Origin of the sequence: Ochrobactrum soli, from assembly GCF_003664555.1 — a bacterium.
Taxonomy (GTDB): Bacteria; Pseudomonadota; Alphaproteobacteria; order Rhizobiales; family Rhizobiaceae; genus Brucella; species Brucella teleogrylli.
Genome location: NZ_RCHH01000003.1, coordinates 557,285 through 576,788, shown reverse-complemented (window position 1 = coordinate 576,788; position 19,504 = coordinate 557,285). Strand labels below are relative to the sequence as shown.

Here is a 19,504-nt window from a genome sequence, read left to right as displayed (position 1 = left end):
GATGCTCGAATTCTACGGAAAAACGTTTGAAAGCCACCTGCTGCTCGGCACGGCGCAATATCCATCGCCCGCTGTTCTTGCAGATGCGGTGCGCGCCTCGCGGGCCGGAATCGTCACCGTGTCGCTGCGCCGTGAAAGCGGCGATGCGCGCGCCGGACAGGACTTCTGGGCGCTGATCCGCGAACTGGGCGTGGCCGTTCTGCCCAATACGGCAGGCTGCCACACGCCGCGTGAAGCGGTGACCACGGCCAAGATGGCGCGCGAAATCTTCGGCACCAACTGGATCAAGCTGGAGGTGATCGGCGACCACGACACATTGCAGCCCGACCCGTTCGGCTTGGTGGAAGCCGCGCGCATTCTCTGCGACGATGGCTTTGAGGTCTTTCCCTATATGAATGACGATCTCGTCGTCGCGGAAAAGCTGATCGAGGCTGGCTGCAAGGTGCTGATGCCCTGGGGCGCGCCCATCGGCTCGGGCCGTGGCCTCAACAATCCTTACGCGCTGAAAACCATGCGGGCGCATTTCCCCGATATTCCGCTGGTGGTCGATGCTGGCATCGGCGTGCCGTCCCACGCGGCGGCGGCGATGGAGCTGGGCTATGACGCCGTGCTCATCAACACCGCTGTAGCCAAGGCTGGCGATCCCGTCGCCATGGCGCGCGGTTTCGCGCTAGCGGTTGAAGCCGGGCGGCTCGCTTTCGAGGCAGACGCCATCGAAGCGCGAGACATGGCCGCGCCATCCACCCCTCTTCTCGGAAAGGCATTTTTGTAATGGCCCTCGATCCGTTCTACCCGATCTTCGACAGCGCCAAATGGCTTGAGCGCATGGTGCCGCTCGGCGTCAGGCTGGTGCAACTGCGCGTCAAGGACAAGACCGAGGCGGAGCTGCGCAGTGAAATCCGCGCCGCACGAGAAATCTGCCTTGCCCATGACTGTCAGCTGATCGTCAACGACTACTGGAAGCTGGCGCTGGAGGAAGGCTGCGACTTCATCCATCTGGGGCAGGAAGACCTTGACGATGCCGATCTCGACGCCATTCGCGCCTGTGGTTTGAAACTGGGTGTTTCGAGCCATGATGAGGCCGAACTCGACCGCGCTTTGTCGGTAAAGCCTGACTATATCGCGCTTGGCCCCATCTACCCGACCATTTTGAAAAAGATGAAATGGCACGAACAGGGCCTGCCCCGTCTTGGCCAATGGAAAGCACGGATCGGCGACATTCCGCTGGTCGGCATCGGCGGCATGAGCGTCGAACGCGCACCGGGCGTATTCGAAGCGGGAGCCGATATCGTGTCCGTCGTCACCGACATCACCCTTAATGCCGACCCCGAAAGCCGCCTGCGCCAGTGGATCGAAACCACGCGCGCTTATGCTGACCATGCTCTGGAGCAGACATTATGAAAAAGACCGTCTTCGCCGCCCTGTTCGGCCTCGCCCTCACGGCTGCCACTTCGGCTCATGCTGACGACAAGCTGAAGCTCATTCTCGACTGGTATGTGAACCCCGATCACGGCCCGATCATCGTTGCTGACAAGCTCGGTTATTTCAAGGATGCCGGGCTGGACCTGGAAATCGTCGCGCCTGCCGACGCGTCGACGCCCACCAAAATGGTGGCGGCAGGACAGGCCGATCTTGCCATTTCCTATCAGCAGCAGGTGCATCTTCAGGTGCATGAAGGCCTTCCGCTGATCCGCGTCGGGACACTGATCGACTCGCCGCTCAACTGCCTGATGACCCGCGATGACGGATCGGTGAATGCCATTGCCGATCTCAAGGGCAAGAAGATCGGCTATTCGGTCGCCGGAACCGAAGAAACCTTGCTTGGCACCATTCTCGGCCAGCATGGCGTCAAACTCTCCGACGTTGAACTCATCAATGTGAATTTCTCGCTGGCGCCATCGCTTATGTCGAAGCAGGTCGAGGCGGTGATGGGTGCCTATCGCAATGTCGAGCTGAACCAGATGGCTGTCGAAGGCGTGCCCGGCAAATGCTTTTTCGTCGAGGAAGAAGGCGTGCCGGTTTATGACGAGCTGGTCTATGTCGCTGCTTCCGACAAACTGGATGCAGCGGAAAAGGGTAAGATTTCGCGCTTCCTCGCAGCCACCGAAAAGGCAGCGCAATATATCGTCAATCACCCGGAAAAGGGCTTTGAGCTGTTTTCATCCTACAGCACCGAACTCAACGACGAGCTGAACCAGCGCGCCTGGAAAGACACCGTAGCGCGCTTTTCCCGCGCGCCTGCAAGCCTCGATTATGGTCGCTGGCAGCGTTACGAGGCCTATCTCAAGGAGAACAATCTGGTTCCTTCCATCCTGCCGGTCGAGAAATTCGCCATCGACGTCAACGCCGAAGGGAGCAAGTCATGAGCCAGCCACAGCCGCATTATTCATCCGAACTGTTCACGCGGCTTCGCGCCGCGACCCTTGCCGACTGGAAGCCCTATATCGAGCATGAATTCGTGCGGGGATTGGGCGACGGCACGCTGCCGAAAGCCGCCTTCCTGCATTATCTGCGTCAGGATTATGTCTATCTGCACCACTATGCCCGCGCTTTTGCGCTCGGCGTGGTCAAGGCCAACACATTGCAGGAAACCCGGCTCTGCGCCGATATCATGCACGGCCTTGCCCATATGGAACTGCCGCTGCATGTCAGCATCTGCGCCCGCGAGGGGATCAGCGAAGACGAGCTTTACGCGACCGAGGAAGAGCCGGAAAACCTCGCTTATACGCGCTATGTGCTCGACTGCGGGCAGGCCGGCGACTTCCTCGATCTTCTCACCGCGCTTGTGCCCTGCGCGCATGGCTATGGTGAAATCGGCCTCAACCTCGCCGTGACCGCCCTGCCCGGCACACCCTATCAGGAGTGGATCGACACCTATGCGGGGCCTGAATATCAGGACATGTGCCACACGGTCGGCAAGCTGTTCGATCAGGCCGCCAAAGACCGCATCGGCGACGACTTCGAGAAAAGCCCGCGTTGGGCAAGACTCTGCCAGATTTTTGCAACCGCAAGCAGGCTCGAAGCCGAGTTCTGGTCGATGGGGTTGAAAGCGGTTTCAGGAAAAGTGGCTTAGTTGGACGCCACGATTTCGACTCGTTCCCGCACAAGGCGCATCGCCGACGGCTTGCTGTCGGCGGCGGTGGCGCTGGCCATCTGGCAGGCGGTGGTGAGCATTGGCCAAATGCCGCGCTTCATCCTGCCCGGCCCGCTCGATGTGGTGCAGGCGCTGATCGGCAATGCCGGGCTGATTGCTGAGAACGCCACCACCACCATCGGCGAAGTGCTGGGCGGCCTTGTCCTCGGCAGTGCGGTCGGCATTGCCACCGCGATCTGCCTGATGATGTCGCCGCTGGCGCAGCGGCTTGTCATCCCCGCCATGGTGTTCAGTCAGGCGATCCCGATCTTCGCACTCGCCCCCATTTTGACCTTGTGGCTCGGCTATGGTCCCGCATCGAAGATAGCGGTCACCGTGCTGATGATTTTCTTCCCCATCGTTTCGACCTTCTTCGACGGCATGCGGCGCACCGAAACGAGCCTGATCGACGCAGCGGAAATTCTGGGGGCCGGACGCATGGCGATCCTGTTTCGCATCCGCATCCCGTCCGCCTTTCCATCGCTGGCGTCGGGCCTCAGTCTTGCCGCCGTCTATGCGCCCATCGGCGCGGTGGTGGGCGAATGGGTCGGCGCATCGAAAGGTCTCGGCTATCTGATGCTGCTCGCCAATGGTCGCGCCAAGGTGGATCTGATGTTCGCCTGTTTGTTCGTGCTGGCGGCTTTCACCATGCTGCTGCATGGCACGGTATCGCATTTCGCCCGCAAGTTGGCCGCATGGCCTAAAAAAGCCGCATAAAAAACCGGCGGGGAAACCGCCGGTTTTCGCATTCTCTCAGACCGCTAAAGCTTTTGTTTTTACGCATGTCTTTATCCCGAAACCGGTTCCCACTTTCGGGAGACATGCTTTATCAGGCCAGCGTATAGGCCGTCTTGACCGTCGTGTAGAACTCGGCGGCATAGCGGCCCTGCTCCCGCGGACCGTAGCTCGAACCCTTGCGCCCGCCGAATGGCACGTGGAAATCGACGCCGGCGGTGGGCAGATTGACCATCACCATGCCCGCTTCCGAATTGCGCTTGAAATGGGTCGCATATTTCAGGCTCGTCGTGCAGATGCCCGACGACAGGCCGAAGCTCGTATCGTTGGCGGTGGCAAGCGCTTCTTCATAATCCTTGACGCGGATGACCGAAGCGACCGGGCCAAAGATTTCCTCGCGGCTGATGCGCATCTGGTTGGTGGCCTCGGTGAAGAGCGCTGGCTGGAGATAGAAGCCCGGCGTTTCGCGGTTGAGGCGTTCGCCGCCAAAGGCAAGCTTCGCGCCTTCCTTGCGGCCGATCTCGATATAATCCATGTCCTGCTGAAGCTGGCTTTCATCCACGACCGGGCCGATATGCGTGCCCTGCTTCAGGGCATTATCGACCACGACGCCCTTCAGCCTTTCGATGGCGGCGGCGACGAACTTGTCGTGGATGCCTTCCGTCACGATGATGCGCGAGGATGCCGTGCAGCGCTGGCCGGTCGAGAAGAAGGCTGAATTGACGACGGATTCGACCGCGACATTGAGATCGGCATCATCCAGAACAACGACCGGGTTCTTGCCGCCCATTTCCAGCTGGAAACGGCGGTTATGCTCGATGGAGGCGGCAGCAACGCGCTTGCCCGTGCCGGTCGAGCCGGTGAAGGTCACGGCCTGAACATCGGCGCTGTCCAGAATGGTCTGACCGACAACCGAGCCCTTGCCCATGACGAGGTTGAGAACGCCCTTCGGCAGTCCGGCGCGGTGCAGGATATCGACAATCGCCCAAGAGCAGCCCGGCACGAGGTCGGCTGGCTTGAAAACAATGGTGTTGCCATAGCAGAGCGCGGGCGCAATCTTCCAGGTCGGAATGGCGATCGGAAAATTCCACGGCGTGATGATGCCGACGACGCCGACCGGTTCACGGGTGACTTCAACACCGATGCCCGGACGCGCCGAAGGCAGCGTTTCACCGGCAAGGCGCAAGGCTTCACCTGCGAAGAAATCGAAAATCTGGCTGGCGCGGATGGTCTCACCAATGCCTTCGGCCAGCGTCTTGCCCTCTTCGCGCGACAGGAGACGGCCAAGCTCGTCCTTGCGCGCCAGAATTTCGTCGGCAGCCTTACGCAAAATTGCGTGGCGCTCCAGAATGCCGGAACGCGACCAGGCCGGGAAAGCGGCCTTTGCAGCGGCAATCGCAGCTTTGGTGTCGTCGGCGGTGGCCCGGGCATAGGTGCCCACCACATCGTTGGTGTCAGACGGATTGATATTGGCAATGCCGTCGCCGCCAACCCACTCGCCAGCGATCAGATTCTGATGAATTGTCATGTAACTCTCCCGTGAATTCCCGATATCGGCCGTGCGGCACTGATATATCTGACCTCCATTCGCGCAGCGAACAGGCGAATGCAAGGGCGCAAGCGCTTGTAACAGAAAAATTGAAAAGTATTACTTTTAAAATTCAGAAATTCGAAAACTTGCAAAATTGCCACACCCCGCCCCTTGCAGACTAGAAATTGCATTTTGGGCCTTGGCAAATGGGTTTGCTCATTTATTGTGCAACCATCTGAAACACTGGCAAGAGGTATGAGATGCGTGTCCATTACCCGTTCCCAATGGTGCCCAGTGTTTTCGCGGGCGCTTCTAACCGCTAGGTCCGCGGCCCACCCGGCAGGCTGACCTGTCCGCTCCTTCGGAGCATCTTTCCAAACCATCGCTGTTCGCGGCTCCTCCGGGTGCCGATCGTTTTGTTTTTCTCAATCAAGGGCCAGTTTCTGCGCGCGAGCACAGGCTGGTAATATGGATATGACTCGGTTTCGTCTCGATTTCCGGGGGCCTGCGTTCCGCAATGTCCTCGGCTACACTTTCAGCCATTGGCGAAGTCAGCCCTTGCGGCTGGCGCTGATGATAATCGGCATGCTGCTTGCAACAGCCGCAGATGTCTTGACCCCGCTCTATTCCGGACGGCTGGTGGATGCGCTTTCGCTAAGCGGCGACAGCGCCTGGAACAGTGCAATCGAAGCACTGGTGATCTTGCTTGCACTCGGCGCGCTGGCGCTGATCACCCGCCAGCTGACCTTCTATGTCATCACCGACTTTACCTTGAAGATCATGAGCGACATGGCGGCAAGTTCGTTCCACAAGTTGCAGCGGTTTTCGACCGACTGGCACGCCAATGCCTTTGCTGGATCGACGGTGCGCAAGGTTTCGCGTGCCATGTGGGCGCTCGATCTGCTCAATGACACGCTGATCATCGCCCTGCTGCCATCCTTGCTGATGCTGCTTGGCTCGGTTGCGTTGCTGTCGTGGTATTGGCCGTTGATGGGCTTGCTGGTTGCAATCGGCTCTGTGCTATTCATCGTCTGCACGATTGTGATTTCGCTCGGCTTCGTTGCGCCTGCCGCAACATTGGCCAATAGCTGGGACACGCGCATGGGCGGCTCGCTGGCCGATGCCATCTCCTGCAACGCTGTCGTGAAGGCATTCGGCGCGGAAAGCCGCGAAGATCTTCGTCTCTCGAAGGTCGTTACCAAGTGGCGCAGTCGCACGCGCCGCACGTGGCTGATCGGCACGCTGAACGGCTTCATCCAGGGCGCGAACCTTTTGGTTATGCGCGGCGTTGTTATTGCCTTTGCGCTCTATCTGTGGAGCCAGGGCAAGGCCACTGCAGGCGATATCACCTTCGTTCTGACGGCGTTCTTCATGCTGCAGGGCTATCTGCGCGATGTCGGCATGCATATCCGCAACCTGCAACGGTCGGTCAACGACATGGAGGAACTGGTCGAGATCGAAGCACAGACCTATGGCATTGCCGACAGGTCTGGCGCGCCCGCTATCAGGATCGGCGCTGGCGAGATCACCTTCGATCACGTCACCTTCCATTATGGCAACCATGAAGCCGCGCTTTACCGCGACTTCTCGGTCAAGATCGATGCGGGCGAGCGGGTTGGCCTTGTCGGCCATTCCGGCTCCGGCAAGACCACCTTCGTCAAGCTGATCCAGCGGCTTTACGACGTTAATGACGGCGCCATCCGCATTGACGGCCAGACCATCGCCGACGTGACACAGGCGTCACTGCGCTCGCAGATCGCCATCGTGCAGCAGGAGCCGATCCTGTTTCACCGCACGCTGGCCGAGAACATCGCCTATGCCCGCCCCGGCGCGACGCAAAGTCAGATCGAGGAAGCGGCACGCCTTGCCAGCGCGCATGACTTCATCATGCGGCTGCCGAAGGGCTATGCGACACTGGTGGGTGAGCGCGGCGTAAAATTGTCGGGCGGCGAACGCCAGCGCGTGGCCATCGCCCGGGCGTTTCTCGCCAATGCGCCGGTTCTGATCCTCGACGAGGCAACGTCCAGCCTCGATTCGGAATCGGAAGTGCTGATCCAGCAGGCGATGGAACGCCTGATGGTCGGGCGCACCACGCTCGTCATCGCGCACCGACTTTCGACGGTGCGTGCACTCGACAGGCTGCTGGTCTTCGACAAGGGTCGCATCATCGAGGAAGGCGACCACGACGCGCTGATCCGCAAGCCGGGCGGCATCTACCGCCGTCTGTTCGAACGGCAGGCGCTGGAACTGACCAAGGGGCTTGAGGACGTCATTTAAACGACGATTATCGTCAGCACTTGAAGAATAGGGCCGGAAGCAATTCCGGCCCTATTTTTGTTGGGCTTTTTCCATTCATTGTGCGTTCAGATCACGTCCGGTATCACCCGCCGCTCAACCGTGGCTTGACATTTCCATGACAGAAATGTGACACGAAATTTCTCACAGGAAGAAATGGTAGCGAGTAAGGCATGTCTGGAGTAGTGGAAAACGCGGGCGAACGTCGCTGGAGCGATGCTGCCATTTTCGGCGCTTCGCATGTTTCCTGGCCTGCGCGTGTTGCCTGGGTTGCTCTTGCTTCCATTGTCCTGTCCGTTCTTCTGGTTTTCTCCGTTGAATGGATTTTTCGCGGTTCCTTTGCCGAAACGATTGCGTTTTTCCGCACGCCGCACAAGCCTGCATGGACGACAGTTGCCTTCTTCGTTGTGGTGCTGACCGCCAGCGACGCGATTTTCGGGCGCATCCATTACGGGCTTTTCGTGGTGGGGCCGCTGGCGCTGATCGCCGCCGCCACTGCGCGGGAGAAAAGCCTTTATCTCGGCGACCCGCTTTATCCGAGCGATTTTCTCTATGCCCGCCAGATCGTCGATCTGCTGCCGCTTCTGGTGCGTGAACGCCCGTGGAGCGCTGTCGGCATCGCCCTTCTCCTGCTTGCCAGCGCAGCACTTTTGATTGCCGCGAGCCTTTTCTGGTGGCGTCGTTTCGACCGCATTCCGTGGAAAGGCCGCGTGCTTCGTCTGGCCTTCGCGCTGCCGCTGCTGGCGTGGTTCGCCTTCATTTCCGATTATTCCAGCTTTTCGCTGGCGCGTGACCGCCTGCGCGTTCTGCCCATCATGTGGGATCAGAAGGAAAATTACGCGCATAATGGTTTCACCATGGCCTTCATCCTGAATGTGCCGATGGCAACCGTGTTTGCGCCGGAAGGCTATTCGCCGGAAGCAATTGCCTCGATCGAGCCGCCCGCGCAGCTCATTCCCGCAGCACTTGAAACCGGCAAACCCGACGTCATCATGATCATGAGCGAGTCCTTCTGGGACCCGACCCGCCTGCCGGGCGTGGCGTTCAGTGCTGATCCGATCCCGACCGTGCGCGCTGAACAATCCGGCCATGTGTTCTCGCCGGAATTTGGCGGCATGACCGCCAATGTCGAGTTCGAAGCGCTGACCGGTTTTTCCAAGGCATTCCTGCCTTCCGGCAGCATTCCCTATCAGCAATATGTCCGGCGTCCGCTGCCTTCGCTCGCGAGCTTCTTCAAGGAACAGGGCTATGCAACCCGGGCGATCCACCCCTATCGCCAGTGGTTCTGGAACCGCGGTCCCGTCTATGAAAATATGGGCTTTGACAAGTTCATGTCCGAAGAAAACATGCCGCCGCTGGAAAAGCGCGGCATGCTCGCCTCGGACGACGCGCTGACCAGCGAGATCATTCGCGAGGCGGATGCGCAGGAAGATCCGTTCTTCTTCTTTGCTGTTTCGCTGCAAGGCCACGGTCCCTATGAGGCCAACCGCTATCCGGATTCGAAGCTCGACGTGCAGGCCGACGCCAGCGACGCTGTGCGCCAGTCGATCCGCACCTATTCACAAGGCGCGATGGATGCCGACGCCAGCCTCTCACGCCTGATGGACTGGGCGTCAAAGCGCGAACGCGAGACCATTCTGGTATTCTTCGGCGATCACCTGCCGCCACTCGGCCCCGTCTATACGGAAACCGGCTTCATGCAGGAACGTGTTGCAAGCCGCATCGCGCCTGCTCGCGACATGCTTCTCCAGCATGAAACGCCGCTGGTGCTGTGGTCGAACAAGCGCGGCGCGGAACGCGGTACGGGCACGATCAGCCCGGCATTCCTGCCAATGCAGATACTCGAAATGGCCGGGATGCAGCATCCCTATTACACCGGTTTCCTGCGCCAGCTGCATGACCAGTATCGCGTCGTCGATGCGCATGCCGTGTTCGATAGCGATGAAAATGCCGATGAAGGCTGGCAACAGCGCCCGCCTTTTGCGCCCCTGCTGCGCGATTACCAGATGCTGCAATATGACATGATCTTCGGCAGTAGTTACGCGCGAGACCGGTTTTTCCCCGTGCCATCCCAAAGCTGAAAGCTATACAGGGGCCTTGCCGGCTGACTGACGAATGATCAACTTGTAATCGATCTTCCGGGCAGGCGAAATCTGGCCATTTTCGATATGGTTCAACAGCATATCCGCCGCCCCGCGCGCCATTTCGAAAATCGGCTGGCGCACGGTGGTGATCTGCGGCGATACCATGCTGGCAATCGAACTGTCGTCGAAACCGACCACGGTAATATCGCCCGGAACAGACAGTTTGTGGTCATGCGCCATCTGCACCACGGCTGCCGCCATATCATCATTGGATGCGAAGATCGCCGTTGGACGATTTTCGAGTGACAGAAGCTTCTTTCCGGCGACCAAACCGCTGGCGAAGCTGAACCCGCCCTGCGCCTCATAATCCGGATTGCGCTCGATCCCCGCCGCGTCCAGCGCCTTCCGGTATCCGGCAAGCCGCAATTCGGCGGAGCGGTGGGTCGGGTCGCCGATGATGATGGCGATCTTCCGATGACCGAGTTTCAGAAGATAGTTCACCAAATCGACGGCTGCGGCCTCGTCATCGATTGAAATACTGTCGGTTGGATGTACATTGACATCGCCCGCCACGCGCGCAAAGGGCATGGCCGAAGCGGAAAGTTCCTGCAAAATTTCCGGATCGTCCGACATGGGCGGCGTCACGATGATGCCGTCGAGGCCCGATGCATGGGCGGTTTCTATCAGTGCACCGCGAATATCGGCGCGGTTCTCGACCGGAAAAATCAGCAGGCGATAGCGCGTTCCGCGCAGGCGTTCCAGCGCGCCCATCTGCAATTCGGCGACATAGCTGGAACTGGGATTTTCGAAGAAAAGACCAATCAGATGCGAGCGGCGTTCCACCAGATTGCGCGCCGCCGCATTGGGCCGATAGCGCAGCTCCTGCCCCACTTCGCGCACCTTTTCGCGGATCGCCTCGCGCACATTCGGTTCGTCGTTATAAACGCGTGAAACGGTCTTGATCGACACGCCCGCCAGACGCGCCACATCGTGTATCGTCGCTCTCTTACCCGTTGCGGCCATGTAGAATCGACTTCCTCCCCGAAGAGCCTGCTTTTATTTTACGCACATCTTGCCCGAAAACCGCTTCACACTTTTCGGGATGTGCACATTTTTACTGCGCACATCTGATCCGAAAACCGTTTCACACTTTTCGGGATGTGCTTTGGATATCTTGTTCGCCGGATAACGAAAAGGCCAAAGCTTTCAGGGAACGGAACATATGCGGGATCGCGTCAGAAAACGCACCTCCCGCCCATTATCGAGCGAGAACATGCCCCCGCGCCCCGGAACAACATCGATGATGAGTTCGGTGTGCTTCCAAACTTCATATTGCGGGCCGCTGATATAGACCGGCGCGCCGCCAATCTCGCCCAGCTTCACATCCGTATCGCCAATGACGAATTCGCCCTGCGGATAGCACATTGGCGAAGAACCATCGCAGCAGCCGCCCGACTGATGGAACATGATCGGCCCATATTCGGCCTGCAATTCACGAATAAGCTTGAGAGCGTCGGGGGTGGCGCTGACTTGCCCCTTGCCGTTGTCCTGCTCGCCCCTTTGCGGGTTTTCTTGCAACATTTTCTCCTCCCTCGCATGCAAGCGGGCGAAACAGGTCCGCCCGCTCGGAACTTACAGAGTCGATCCTGCACGCTTTATTGCGTCAGATCCATCACGACACGGCCTTCAATATTGCCCTTGCGCATGTCATCGAAGATGGAGTTGATATCTTCCAGTTTCTCGGTGCGGATGGTTGCCTTGACCTTGCCGTCGGCGGCGAAGTCGAGCGATTCCTGAAGATCAAGGCGAGTGCCGACGATGGACCCGCGCACGGTGACGCCGTTCAGCACCATGTTGAAAATCGACAGCGGAAAATCGCCCGGCGGCAGGCCGTTCAGCGATACCGTGCCACCGCGCGCCACCATGCCGAGCGCCTGTTCAAAGGCGATCGGCGAAACTGCCGTCACCAGTACGCCTTGCGCGCCGCCATCGGTTTCCTTCTTGATATAGGCTGCCGGATCATTGTGCGTCTTGGCATTGACCGTCACCGTCGCACCAAGCTTGCGGGCAAGGTCGAGTTTCTTGTCGTCGATATCGACGGCCGCAACATTCATCCCCATGGCCTTGGCATATTGCACCGCCATATGGCCAAGACCGCCGACACCGGAAATCACCACCCAGTCGCCCGGTTTGGTGTCGGTCACCTTGAGGCCCTTATAGACCGTGACACCGGCACAGAGCACCGGGGCGATCTCGTTGAAATCGATATTTTTTGGCAAATGGCCGACGAAATTCGGATCGGCCACCACATATTGCCCAAAGCCGCCATTGACCGAATAGCCCGTATTGAGCTGTTCCTCGCAGAGTGTTTCCCAGCCGCCGAGACAGTGGCGGCAATGACCGCAGGCCGTGTAAAGCCATGGAACGCCAACGCGGTCGCCTTCCTTCACATGCTTGACGCCAGCCCCCACGCCCGACACGAAACCAACGCCTTCATGACCCGGGATAAATGGTGGATTGGGCTTCACCGGCCAGTCGCCTTCGGCGGCATGAAGATCGGTATGGCAGACGCCGGAAGCCTGAATGGCAACCTGAATCTGACCCGGTCCCGGCTCAGGTATCGGCACTTCGTCGATTGTCAACGGCTTGCCAAATTCTCGTACCACTGCCGCTTTCATTGTCTTGGCCATAAAGTCTCTCCTTCGTTATCGAATTGAGTTTCTTTCAAGCTGTTCCCCGATGCGGGACGGAAGAAATGTAGTCGGAAATATGGTGCACCCTGTTGCCGCGTCCAGCCAGCCGCGTGACACTTATGGGCCGAAAGGGTCGCCCGGGCATTTTCGCCCAGGCCCCTTCGACAGTCCCCTTGGGAGGGTGAACTGATACCGTTCTTCCAACGCAATACTGACATGGAAGACGGGAATGCTCTTTGATTAGACGCAATGCGGAGACATCTTCTCCGCATTGAAACGCGCGATATTCAGACCTCAGAAAAAACCAAGCTTTTTCGGGCTGTAGCTGACGAGCATGTTCTTGGTGTTCTGATAATGCTCCAGCATCTTCAGGTGATTTTCGCGACCGATGCCCGACTGCTTGTAGCCGCCAAAGGCCGCATGGGCCGGATAGGCGTGGTAGCAGTTGGTCCACACGCGGCCCGCCTGAATGGCGCGACCGAAGCGATAGGCGCGTGTACCGTCACGGGTCCAGATACCGGCACCCAGACCATAGAGCGTGTCATTGGCAATCGACAGCGCTTCCGCATCGTCCTTGAAGGTTGCAACAGACACGACCGGTCCAAAAATTTCTTCCTGGAAGATGCGCATCTTGTTGTTGCCCTTGAACACGGTCGGCTTGACGTAATAGCCGCCCGCCAGATCGCCCGGCAGGACATTGCGCTCGCCGCCGGTCAGCACTTCGGCGCCTTCCTGACGGCCGATATCGAGATAGCTGAGGATCTTCTCAAGCTGCTCGCTCGATGCCTGCGCGCCGATCATCGTTGCCGGGTCGAGCGGATCGCCCTGCACGATGGCTTCCACACGCTTCAGCGCCTTTTCCATGAACTTGTCGTAGATCGATTCATGAACCAGCGCACGGCTCGGACAGGTGCAGACTTCACCCTGATTGAGCGCGAACATGACAAAACCTTCGATGGCCTTGTCGAGGAAGTCGTCATCTTCGGCTGCGACGTCCTTGAAGAAGATGTTGGGCGACTTGCCACCAAGTTCCAGCGTGACCGGGATGAGGTTCTGGCTGGCATATTGCATGATGAGGCGGCCAGTCGTGGTTTCGCCGGTGAAAGCGATCTTGGCAATGCGCGGGCTGGATGCCAGCGGCTTGCCTGCTTCGAGACCGAAACCATTGACCACATTGACCACGCCTGCGGGCAGCAGATCGCCGATCAGTTCCATCAGGACGAGGATAGAGGCCGGGGTCTGTTCTGCGGGCTTAAGCACCACGCAATTGCCAGCGGCCAGCGCCGGGGCCAGTTTCCACACCGCCATCAGGATCGGGAAGTTCCACGGAATGATCTGGCCGACAACGCCCAGCGGTTCATGGAAGTGGTAGGCGACCGTGTCGTGGTCGATTTCCGAAATGCCGCCTTCCTGCGCGCGAATGACACCGGCGAAATAGCGGAAGTGATCGACGGCCAGCGGAAGATCGGCAGCGGTGGTTTCGCGGATCGGCTTGCCGTTGTCCCATGTTTCGGCGGCAGCGAGCGCAGGCAGGTTTTCCTCGATGCGATCAGCAATGCGGTTGAGGATCAGCGCGCGTTCGGCAACGCTTGTGCGACCCCATGCTTCCTTGGCGGCATGAGCGGCATCGAGCGCGGCTTCAACATCCGCCGCGTCGGAACGCGCGACTTCGCACAGAACCTGGCCATTGACCGGTGAGGTATTTTCAAAATAGCGACCCGACTTGGGTTCGACCCATTTGCCGCCGATGAAATTGCCATAACGTTTGGCAAAAGCCGGCTTCACCGTCCGGCTGAATTCAACCTTATTCATGACTTCCTCCCGAGTTAACGCCGCTCCTACAGCGCTTCAACAGGGAGGATCGCGCGATAGCGGGGAAGAGTCATCCCGCCATTCCATGCTCGCAAGATCATGTGTCGCAATATTGAGACAGTTGCGTCAGATGATTTTGCCAGCAGTTCAATGAGGGCGAATGATCTTGAGACGGTTCAGCTTGCGATGCAGCGTCGCCCGGCTGATGCCCAGAAGCCCTGCGGCGGCGGAAATATTCCCTTCCGCGCGGGCCAGCGCCCGCAGGATGACGCCGCGTTCCGACTCCGCCATATCCTCGCGCGGATCGGCATTCCAGCCGAGAATATCGGCAGCAGGCAGCGGGCCCGCCAGCGCCGCATCGTCAAGGCCGAGCGCCAGACGCGCAGCTCGTGTCGCGCCGATTACCAGATCGTCCTTGTCGACCGCGATCAAGGCGCCGCCGCTGCGGTCCACACTGGGCGCAAGCATGATGCGCGCCTTTGGAAAAGCCTGCCGGAAATTTTCCGCCTCTATCCGGCGCGCCGCGTCGATCACCGCCACCGAAATGAGCTGCGCAAAGGCTTCCGTCAGATCGGAGCGGCAGGATGAAACATCGAGCGCGGCCATGAGGCGACCCTGATGATCGTGGATCGGGGCCACCGTGCAGGACAGTCCGACATTGCGCGAATGAAAGTGCTGGTCGCGGTGAATGGTCAGCGCGCGCTGTTCGACAATACAGGTGCCGATACCGTTTGTGCCTTCGCTTTCCTCGCTCCATACCGCGCCCGTCCAGAGGCCCCAGCGATAGAAGGTGTCGTCATCGCTGGCCGCCCCGCGCCGCTCGACCGGCACGCCTTCGCTATCGGCCAGAAGCACGCAGCAGCCGACACCGCCGACCGCCAGGTAAAGGCGATCCATGCTGGCCTGCGCCACGCTGACCAGCCGCTCCACCCGCTCATGCGCGGTGCGGAATTCGCCTTCGGAAAGTGTGCGCACCGCACCGGGGGCGGCAGGATCGAGCTTGTGCAATTCGGCAGAACGCTGCCACGACGCCACCAGCGCCGAGCGGGCCGACCCGCCGGTGTGGATTGCGGACAGAATACGGTCCGCATGAACCCTTTCTTGCGGTGCACCCATCTTTCTCCTCCCAGGAAGGCTGGAACCGCTGAATTCGTCTTGAACATGCCCGAATGCAGCACCGCTGCGCAGTCTTGCCGGAATGCTCGTCAATGAATAATGGCTTTTTCCCCCACAACTGGCAAGCGCATCATCGAAACGACGAAAAAACGGCCCGGCGGAGATAGCCGCCGGGCCGCAAGGTCAACTGATGGGAGGTCTGTATTGTCAGGGGTATGCGCCTCGTGAGAGACGATTGCATGAACGGTGCGGAACCAATCTAAGTGATGACACCCGGACAAAAATACACCAGTCCGAGTGGTATCGGGAGGAAACGATCAGCATCCGCACCGCATTCATAAATTACTGTTTTAAAATTTTCAAGTATAAAAAGTCTTTAAGTACATTAGTAAACTATCACGTCAAAGAATAATTGAAAATTACAAACATTTGATTGCGATTAAGCGCCAGCAACAAATCGGGATTGCATTTTTTCTTCGTCTTGCAGGTAATTATTCAGTCCCTCTACTTCTGCCGCATTCAGACGAAGGCCGAGTTTTGTGCGCCGCCAAAGGATATCCTCTGCCGTGCAAGCCCATTCATTTTCAATGAGATAGGTGACTTCCGCCTCATAGAGATCGGCGCCGAAATGGCGACCAAGATCGGCAAGTGATGCGGCCTTGCCAAGCAGGTGATGGACGCGCGTTCCGTAGAGCCGGAACAGGCGACGCGCATGGTCTGGCGACAGAAATGGATAAGCCGACTGTATTTTCCGTAACTCGCTTTCGAAAGCAACTTCCTGAAAATCCCCGCCCGGCAGCGCTGCCCCATGGGTCCACGGCGCGCCCTTTTTGCCCAGATGATGTTCGATTTTTTCCATCATGTGCTCGGCAAGTTTGCGCGCAGTCGTCAGCTTGCCGCCAAAGACATTGATCAGCGGCGCAAGACCGGCTGGCGCATCATCCTTCAGAACATAGTCGCGCGTTGCTTCCTGCGCCTTGCTGGCGCCGTCATCATAGAGCGGGCGCACGCCGGAATAGGTCCAGACCACATCTTCGCGCCGCACCGGCTCCGCGAAATATTCGCTTGCCGCCGCGCAGAGATAATCGGTTTCAGCCTCGGTGATCGCCACCTTGGCGGGGTCACCCTTGTAATCCTGATCGGTGGTGCCGATCAGGGTAAAATCATCTTCATACGGGATTGCAAATATGATGCGCCCATCATTGTTCTGGAAAAAATAGGAGCGTGGATCGGCAAATTTCTTGCGCACCACGATATGGCTGCCCTGCACGAGACGGACATTGTGCAGTTGGCGATCGCCCTCGACGCCCTGCAAAACCTTGTCGGCCCAAGGACCGGCGGCATTGACCAGCAGGCGGGCGCGAATTTCTTCGCGACGCCCAGTCTCCGTGTCCTCGACTGTCACCGTCCAGCCCTGGCTGTCGCGGCGCGCCGCCACAACTCTGGTCCGCGTACGGATCGACGCGCCACGGTCGGAAGCATCGCGCGCAGTCAGTGCCACGAAACGGGCATCATCGACCCAGCAGTCGGAATATTCAAATGCCTTGGTGAAAAGCGGCTTCAGCGGTTTGGCGGCGGCGTCGGTGCGCATATTCAATGTGCGTGTCGCCGGAAGTTTCTTGCGCCCGCCCAGATGATCGTAGAGGAACAGGCCCAGCCGCAACAGCCACGCGGGCCGCACGCCGCCCTTGTGATAGGGCAGCACAAAGCGCATCGGATGGATGATATGCGGCGCATTCGCCCACAGCACCTCGCGTTCCATCAGCGCCTCGCGCACCAGACGAAACTCGTAATGCTCCAGATAACGCAGGCCGCCATGGATCAGCTTGGTGGCACGGGATGAGGTGCCGCTCGCCAGATCGTTCATTTCCGCCAGGAAGACGGAAAAGCCGCGCCCAACCGCATCACGCGCAATGCCGCATCCATTGATGCCGCCACCAATAACGAAAATGTCGAATATGTCTTCCTGCGCCATGGCAAACCTTAAAAGCGGTTTCAGAGCGCTTGCAGCAGACAGACGCTCGAACATTCATTTTAGGGCGCGTGACAGCACGCGCCTCAGAAACACCAAAGCGAATATAAAACTATTTAATATGAAAGCAAAGCGAAAATAAACGAAACCGCCGTGCTTTGACTTCTCTCGCTGACTGTCTGAATCAAAAAACGGCAGGCCGTGGCGAAAATGGTGATTTCGAGAACCGGAGCGCAGCGTACTTTTTTGTACGTGAGCACCGGAAGCGCAGAAATTGCCATTTGCAGCCCGGCATGGCGGCTTTTGGATCAGACAGGGAGCGTTTCGATCAGCTCAACCTCATGTTCTGAACAAAGATCGCGCAGCTGCTGCGAGGTGCAACGGTCGGTGATGAAGGTATTGATCTGCGAAATATGGCCGATGCGCACCGGTGCGGTGCGTTCCAGCTTGGTGGAATCGGACACCAGAATGACGTGGCGCGCATTGGCGATAATCGCTTGTGCGACTTTCACTTCGCGGAAATCGAAGTCGAGCAGCGCGCCGTCCTCATCCATCGCCGACGCACCGATGATGGCGTAATCGACCTTGAACTGGCGGATGAAATCGACCGCCGCCTCGCCCACAATACCGCCGTCGGACGAGCGGACCACGCCGCCGGCGATGACCACTTCGATAGAGGTGTGCACGCGCAGCGTGTTGGCCACGTTGATATTGTTGGTGATGACCATCAGCTCGCTGTGATCGATCAGGGCATGGCTGACCGCTTCGGTCGTAGTGCCGATATTGATGAACAGCGATGCGCCATCCGGAATGATATCGGCTGCGGCCTTGCCGATCGATTCCTTCTCGCGGGCGGCGATCCGGCGGCGCGCCTCATATTCCATATTTTCCACGCCGGACGGATAGAGCGCGCCGCCATGGATGCGGCGCAGCAGCCGTGCGCGACACAGATCGTTGAGATCCTTGCGCACGGTCTGCGGCGTCACGTCAAAAGCCGCGGCCAGATCGTCCACCAGAACCTGCCCCTGTCGGCGGGCGAGTTCCAGAATTGCATTGTGACGAGGGGTAAGCTGCATTTTTTGCCCGCGCTGAGTTTGTTAGAATTGCGAGCCTGTAATGTCTCTGTTTTCGAAGAGAAAGCAACCGCCTTGCACATATGCTGGACGTCTGAAACCGCTCAATCGTCTCCCAGGCCGTTATTGTACATATTGTGCAGCTTGCAGGCCACTTCGGTCCGGTTGGCGGCGCCGATCTTGCGCATGATGTTATGAACATGCGCTTTCACGGTGCCTTCGCTCATGCCGAGTTCGAAAGCGATCACCTTGTTGGAGCGACCGATACGAATCGCATGAACCACCTCGATTTCGCGCGCCGTCAGCAATTCGCCCAGCGCATCCTCGTCAATATCGGGCGGCGGCGCTTTGACAGCCATGGAGGCTGGAATATACATGCCGCCCGCGCTCGCCAGATGGATCGCCTCGACGCAGACCCTGACATCGACGGAGGTTGGAATATACCCCCTCGCGCCAATTTCCATGGCCCGCACGACCTGCGCCCATTCCTCCCGCTCGGCGAGAAGCACAATCGGCGATGGCGCCCACATCTCCACGAGAGATCGAATTTCTTCGGAAAAGAACGGATCGGCAAGCCGCTTGGCCCCGATATGCAGCAGAATGACGGCGCTTCCGCTGAAAAGCTTTGCCTGCTCGATGGACGCATAGCACGTCACCGGCATTTTCAGCCCATTCATCAGGAGCCCGTTGAAAAGGCACTCCCGCTCCAGATTGCTCTTGCACACAAGCAGCAGATGGCGATCACTGTTCGGCAGAACGCCGACACCGACCGCTCCATTATCTCTATCTTCCGGTACAGCCCACAGGCTGGCACCCCTTGCATCCAACATCGGCGCGTCTCCCCGGCACGAAGGTTACTTACTCCTACACAGTGATCCGCCGTTCCCGCCGTCACAGGTTCGGTATTTAAATTATGCTTATGACTTATATTAACGAAATTCCCCCATCCAATGGCCCAATATTGCTACCTCGCAGCAATCGTGTCATTAATTTATGTTAGCAAGTACGAAAATTTATCTTGTCCGTAAGAGCGACTTAAAAAATAGGAAGATATAAAACT

16 protein-coding genes are annotated in these 19,504 nt (G+C 58.6%); 7 read left to right on the top strand and 9 right to left on the bottom strand.

Going from position 1 to position 19,504, the window contains the following annotated elements; all coding sequences use genetic code 11:
• Position 1 precedes the first annotated feature (1 nt).
• From D8666_RS08105 to D8666_RS08085, 5 genes are read left to right on the top strand one after another with little or no spacing between them, the layout of a single operon-like run.
• The gene (locus D8666_RS08105; RefSeq protein WP_121537174.1) at positions 2-772 is read left to right on the top strand and encodes a thiazole synthase; all 771 of its coding nucleotides are present in this window, start codon (positions 2-4) and stop codon (positions 770-772) included.
• The gene (locus D8666_RS08100; protein ID WP_121537172.1) at positions 772-1,401 is read left to right on the top strand and encodes a thiamine phosphate synthase; all 630 of its coding nucleotides are present in this window, start codon (positions 772-774) and stop codon (positions 1,399-1,401) included. The genes D8666_RS08105 and D8666_RS08100 overlap by 1 nt, the downstream gene beginning before the upstream one ends.
• A complete protein-coding gene (locus tag D8666_RS08095) occupies positions 1,398-2,366 on the top strand; it encodes an ABC transporter substrate-binding protein (RefSeq protein ID WP_121537170.1) in 969 nt (322 codons plus the stop codon). The genes D8666_RS08100 and D8666_RS08095 overlap by 4 nt, the downstream gene beginning before the upstream one ends.
• Entirely contained in the window at positions 2,363-3,073 is a 711-nt protein-coding gene (tenA, locus tag D8666_RS08090) for a thiaminase II (protein WP_121537168.1), read from the top strand. Before D8666_RS08095 ends, tenA begins: the two co-directional genes overlap by 4 nt.
• The gene (locus D8666_RS08085) at positions 3,074-3,850 is read left to right on the top strand and encodes an ABC transporter permease (protein WP_121537166.1); all 777 of its coding nucleotides are present in this window, start codon (positions 3,074-3,076) and stop codon (positions 3,848-3,850) included.
• A 112-nt stretch (positions 3,851-3,962) separates the two neighbouring features.
• Here D8666_RS08085 and D8666_RS08080 read toward each other — a convergent pair whose 3' ends face one another.
• On the bottom strand, positions 3,963-5,396 hold the full coding sequence (locus D8666_RS08080; protein ID WP_121537164.1) for an aldehyde dehydrogenase family protein: 1,434 nt from the start codon (positions 5,394-5,396) through the stop codon (positions 3,963-3,965).
• A gap of 477 nt (positions 5,397-5,873) precedes the next feature.
• On the opposite strand from D8666_RS08080, the gene D8666_RS08070 reads away from it, so the two are divergent.
• Positions 5,874-7,676, top strand: coding sequence for an ABC transporter ATP-binding protein (locus D8666_RS08070; protein WP_121537452.1), 1,803 nt, complete (start codon positions 5,874-5,876; stop codon positions 7,674-7,676).
• 191 nt (positions 7,677-7,867) lie between these two features.
• A complete protein-coding gene (locus D8666_RS08065; protein ID WP_121537160.1) occupies positions 7,868-9,775 on the top strand; it encodes an LTA synthase family protein in 1,908 nt (635 codons plus the stop codon).
• A 3-nt stretch (positions 9,776-9,778) separates the two neighbouring features.
• On the opposite strand, the gene D8666_RS08060 is transcribed toward D8666_RS08065, so the two are convergent.
• The 8 genes from D8666_RS08060 to D8666_RS08025 form a co-directional block, all read right to left on the bottom strand.
• The gene (locus D8666_RS08060; RefSeq protein WP_109368217.1) at positions 9,779-10,801 is read right to left on the bottom strand and encodes a LacI family DNA-binding transcriptional regulator; all 1,023 of its coding nucleotides are present in this window, start codon (positions 10,799-10,801) and stop codon (positions 9,779-9,781) included.
• A 183-nt stretch (positions 10,802-10,984) separates the two neighbouring features.
• The gene (locus tag D8666_RS08055) at positions 10,985-11,359 is read right to left on the bottom strand and encodes a DUF779 domain-containing protein (protein ID WP_109368216.1); all 375 of its coding nucleotides are present in this window, start codon (positions 11,357-11,359) and stop codon (positions 10,985-10,987) included.
• Between the two features lie 74 nt (positions 11,360-11,433).
• Positions 11,434-12,468 carry an alcohol dehydrogenase AdhP gene (gene adhP / locus D8666_RS08050; protein WP_121537158.1) on the bottom strand — a complete coding sequence of 345 codons (1,035 nt, stop codon included), beginning with the start codon at positions 12,466-12,468 and terminating at the stop codon, positions 11,434-11,436.
• A gap of 297 nt (positions 12,469-12,765) precedes the next feature.
• Positions 12,766-14,283, bottom strand: a complete 1,518-nt coding sequence (adh, locus tag D8666_RS08045) for an aldehyde dehydrogenase (RefSeq protein WP_109368214.1) — start codon at positions 14,281-14,283, stop codon at positions 12,766-12,768.
• A gap of 147 nt (positions 14,284-14,430) precedes the next feature.
• The gene (locus D8666_RS08040) at positions 14,431-15,399 is read right to left on the bottom strand and encodes a GAF domain-containing protein (protein ID WP_109368213.1); all 969 of its coding nucleotides are present in this window, start codon (positions 15,397-15,399) and stop codon (positions 14,431-14,433) included.
• 439 nt (positions 15,400-15,838) lie between these two features.
• A complete protein-coding gene (gene glpD / locus D8666_RS08035; protein WP_121537450.1) occupies positions 15,839-17,374 on the bottom strand; it encodes a glycerol-3-phosphate dehydrogenase in 1,536 nt (511 codons plus the stop codon).
• Between the two features lie 305 nt (positions 17,375-17,679).
• Complete coding sequence (locus D8666_RS08030) at positions 17,680-18,447, bottom strand: DeoR/GlpR family DNA-binding transcription regulator (protein WP_109368212.1); 768 nt, start codon at positions 18,445-18,447, stop codon at positions 17,680-17,682.
• Between the two features lie 101 nt (positions 18,448-18,548).
• A complete protein-coding gene (locus tag D8666_RS08025; RefSeq protein ID WP_109368211.1) occupies positions 18,549-19,274 on the bottom strand; it encodes a response regulator transcription factor in 726 nt (241 codons plus the stop codon).
• Positions 19,275-19,504 lie beyond the last annotated feature (230 nt).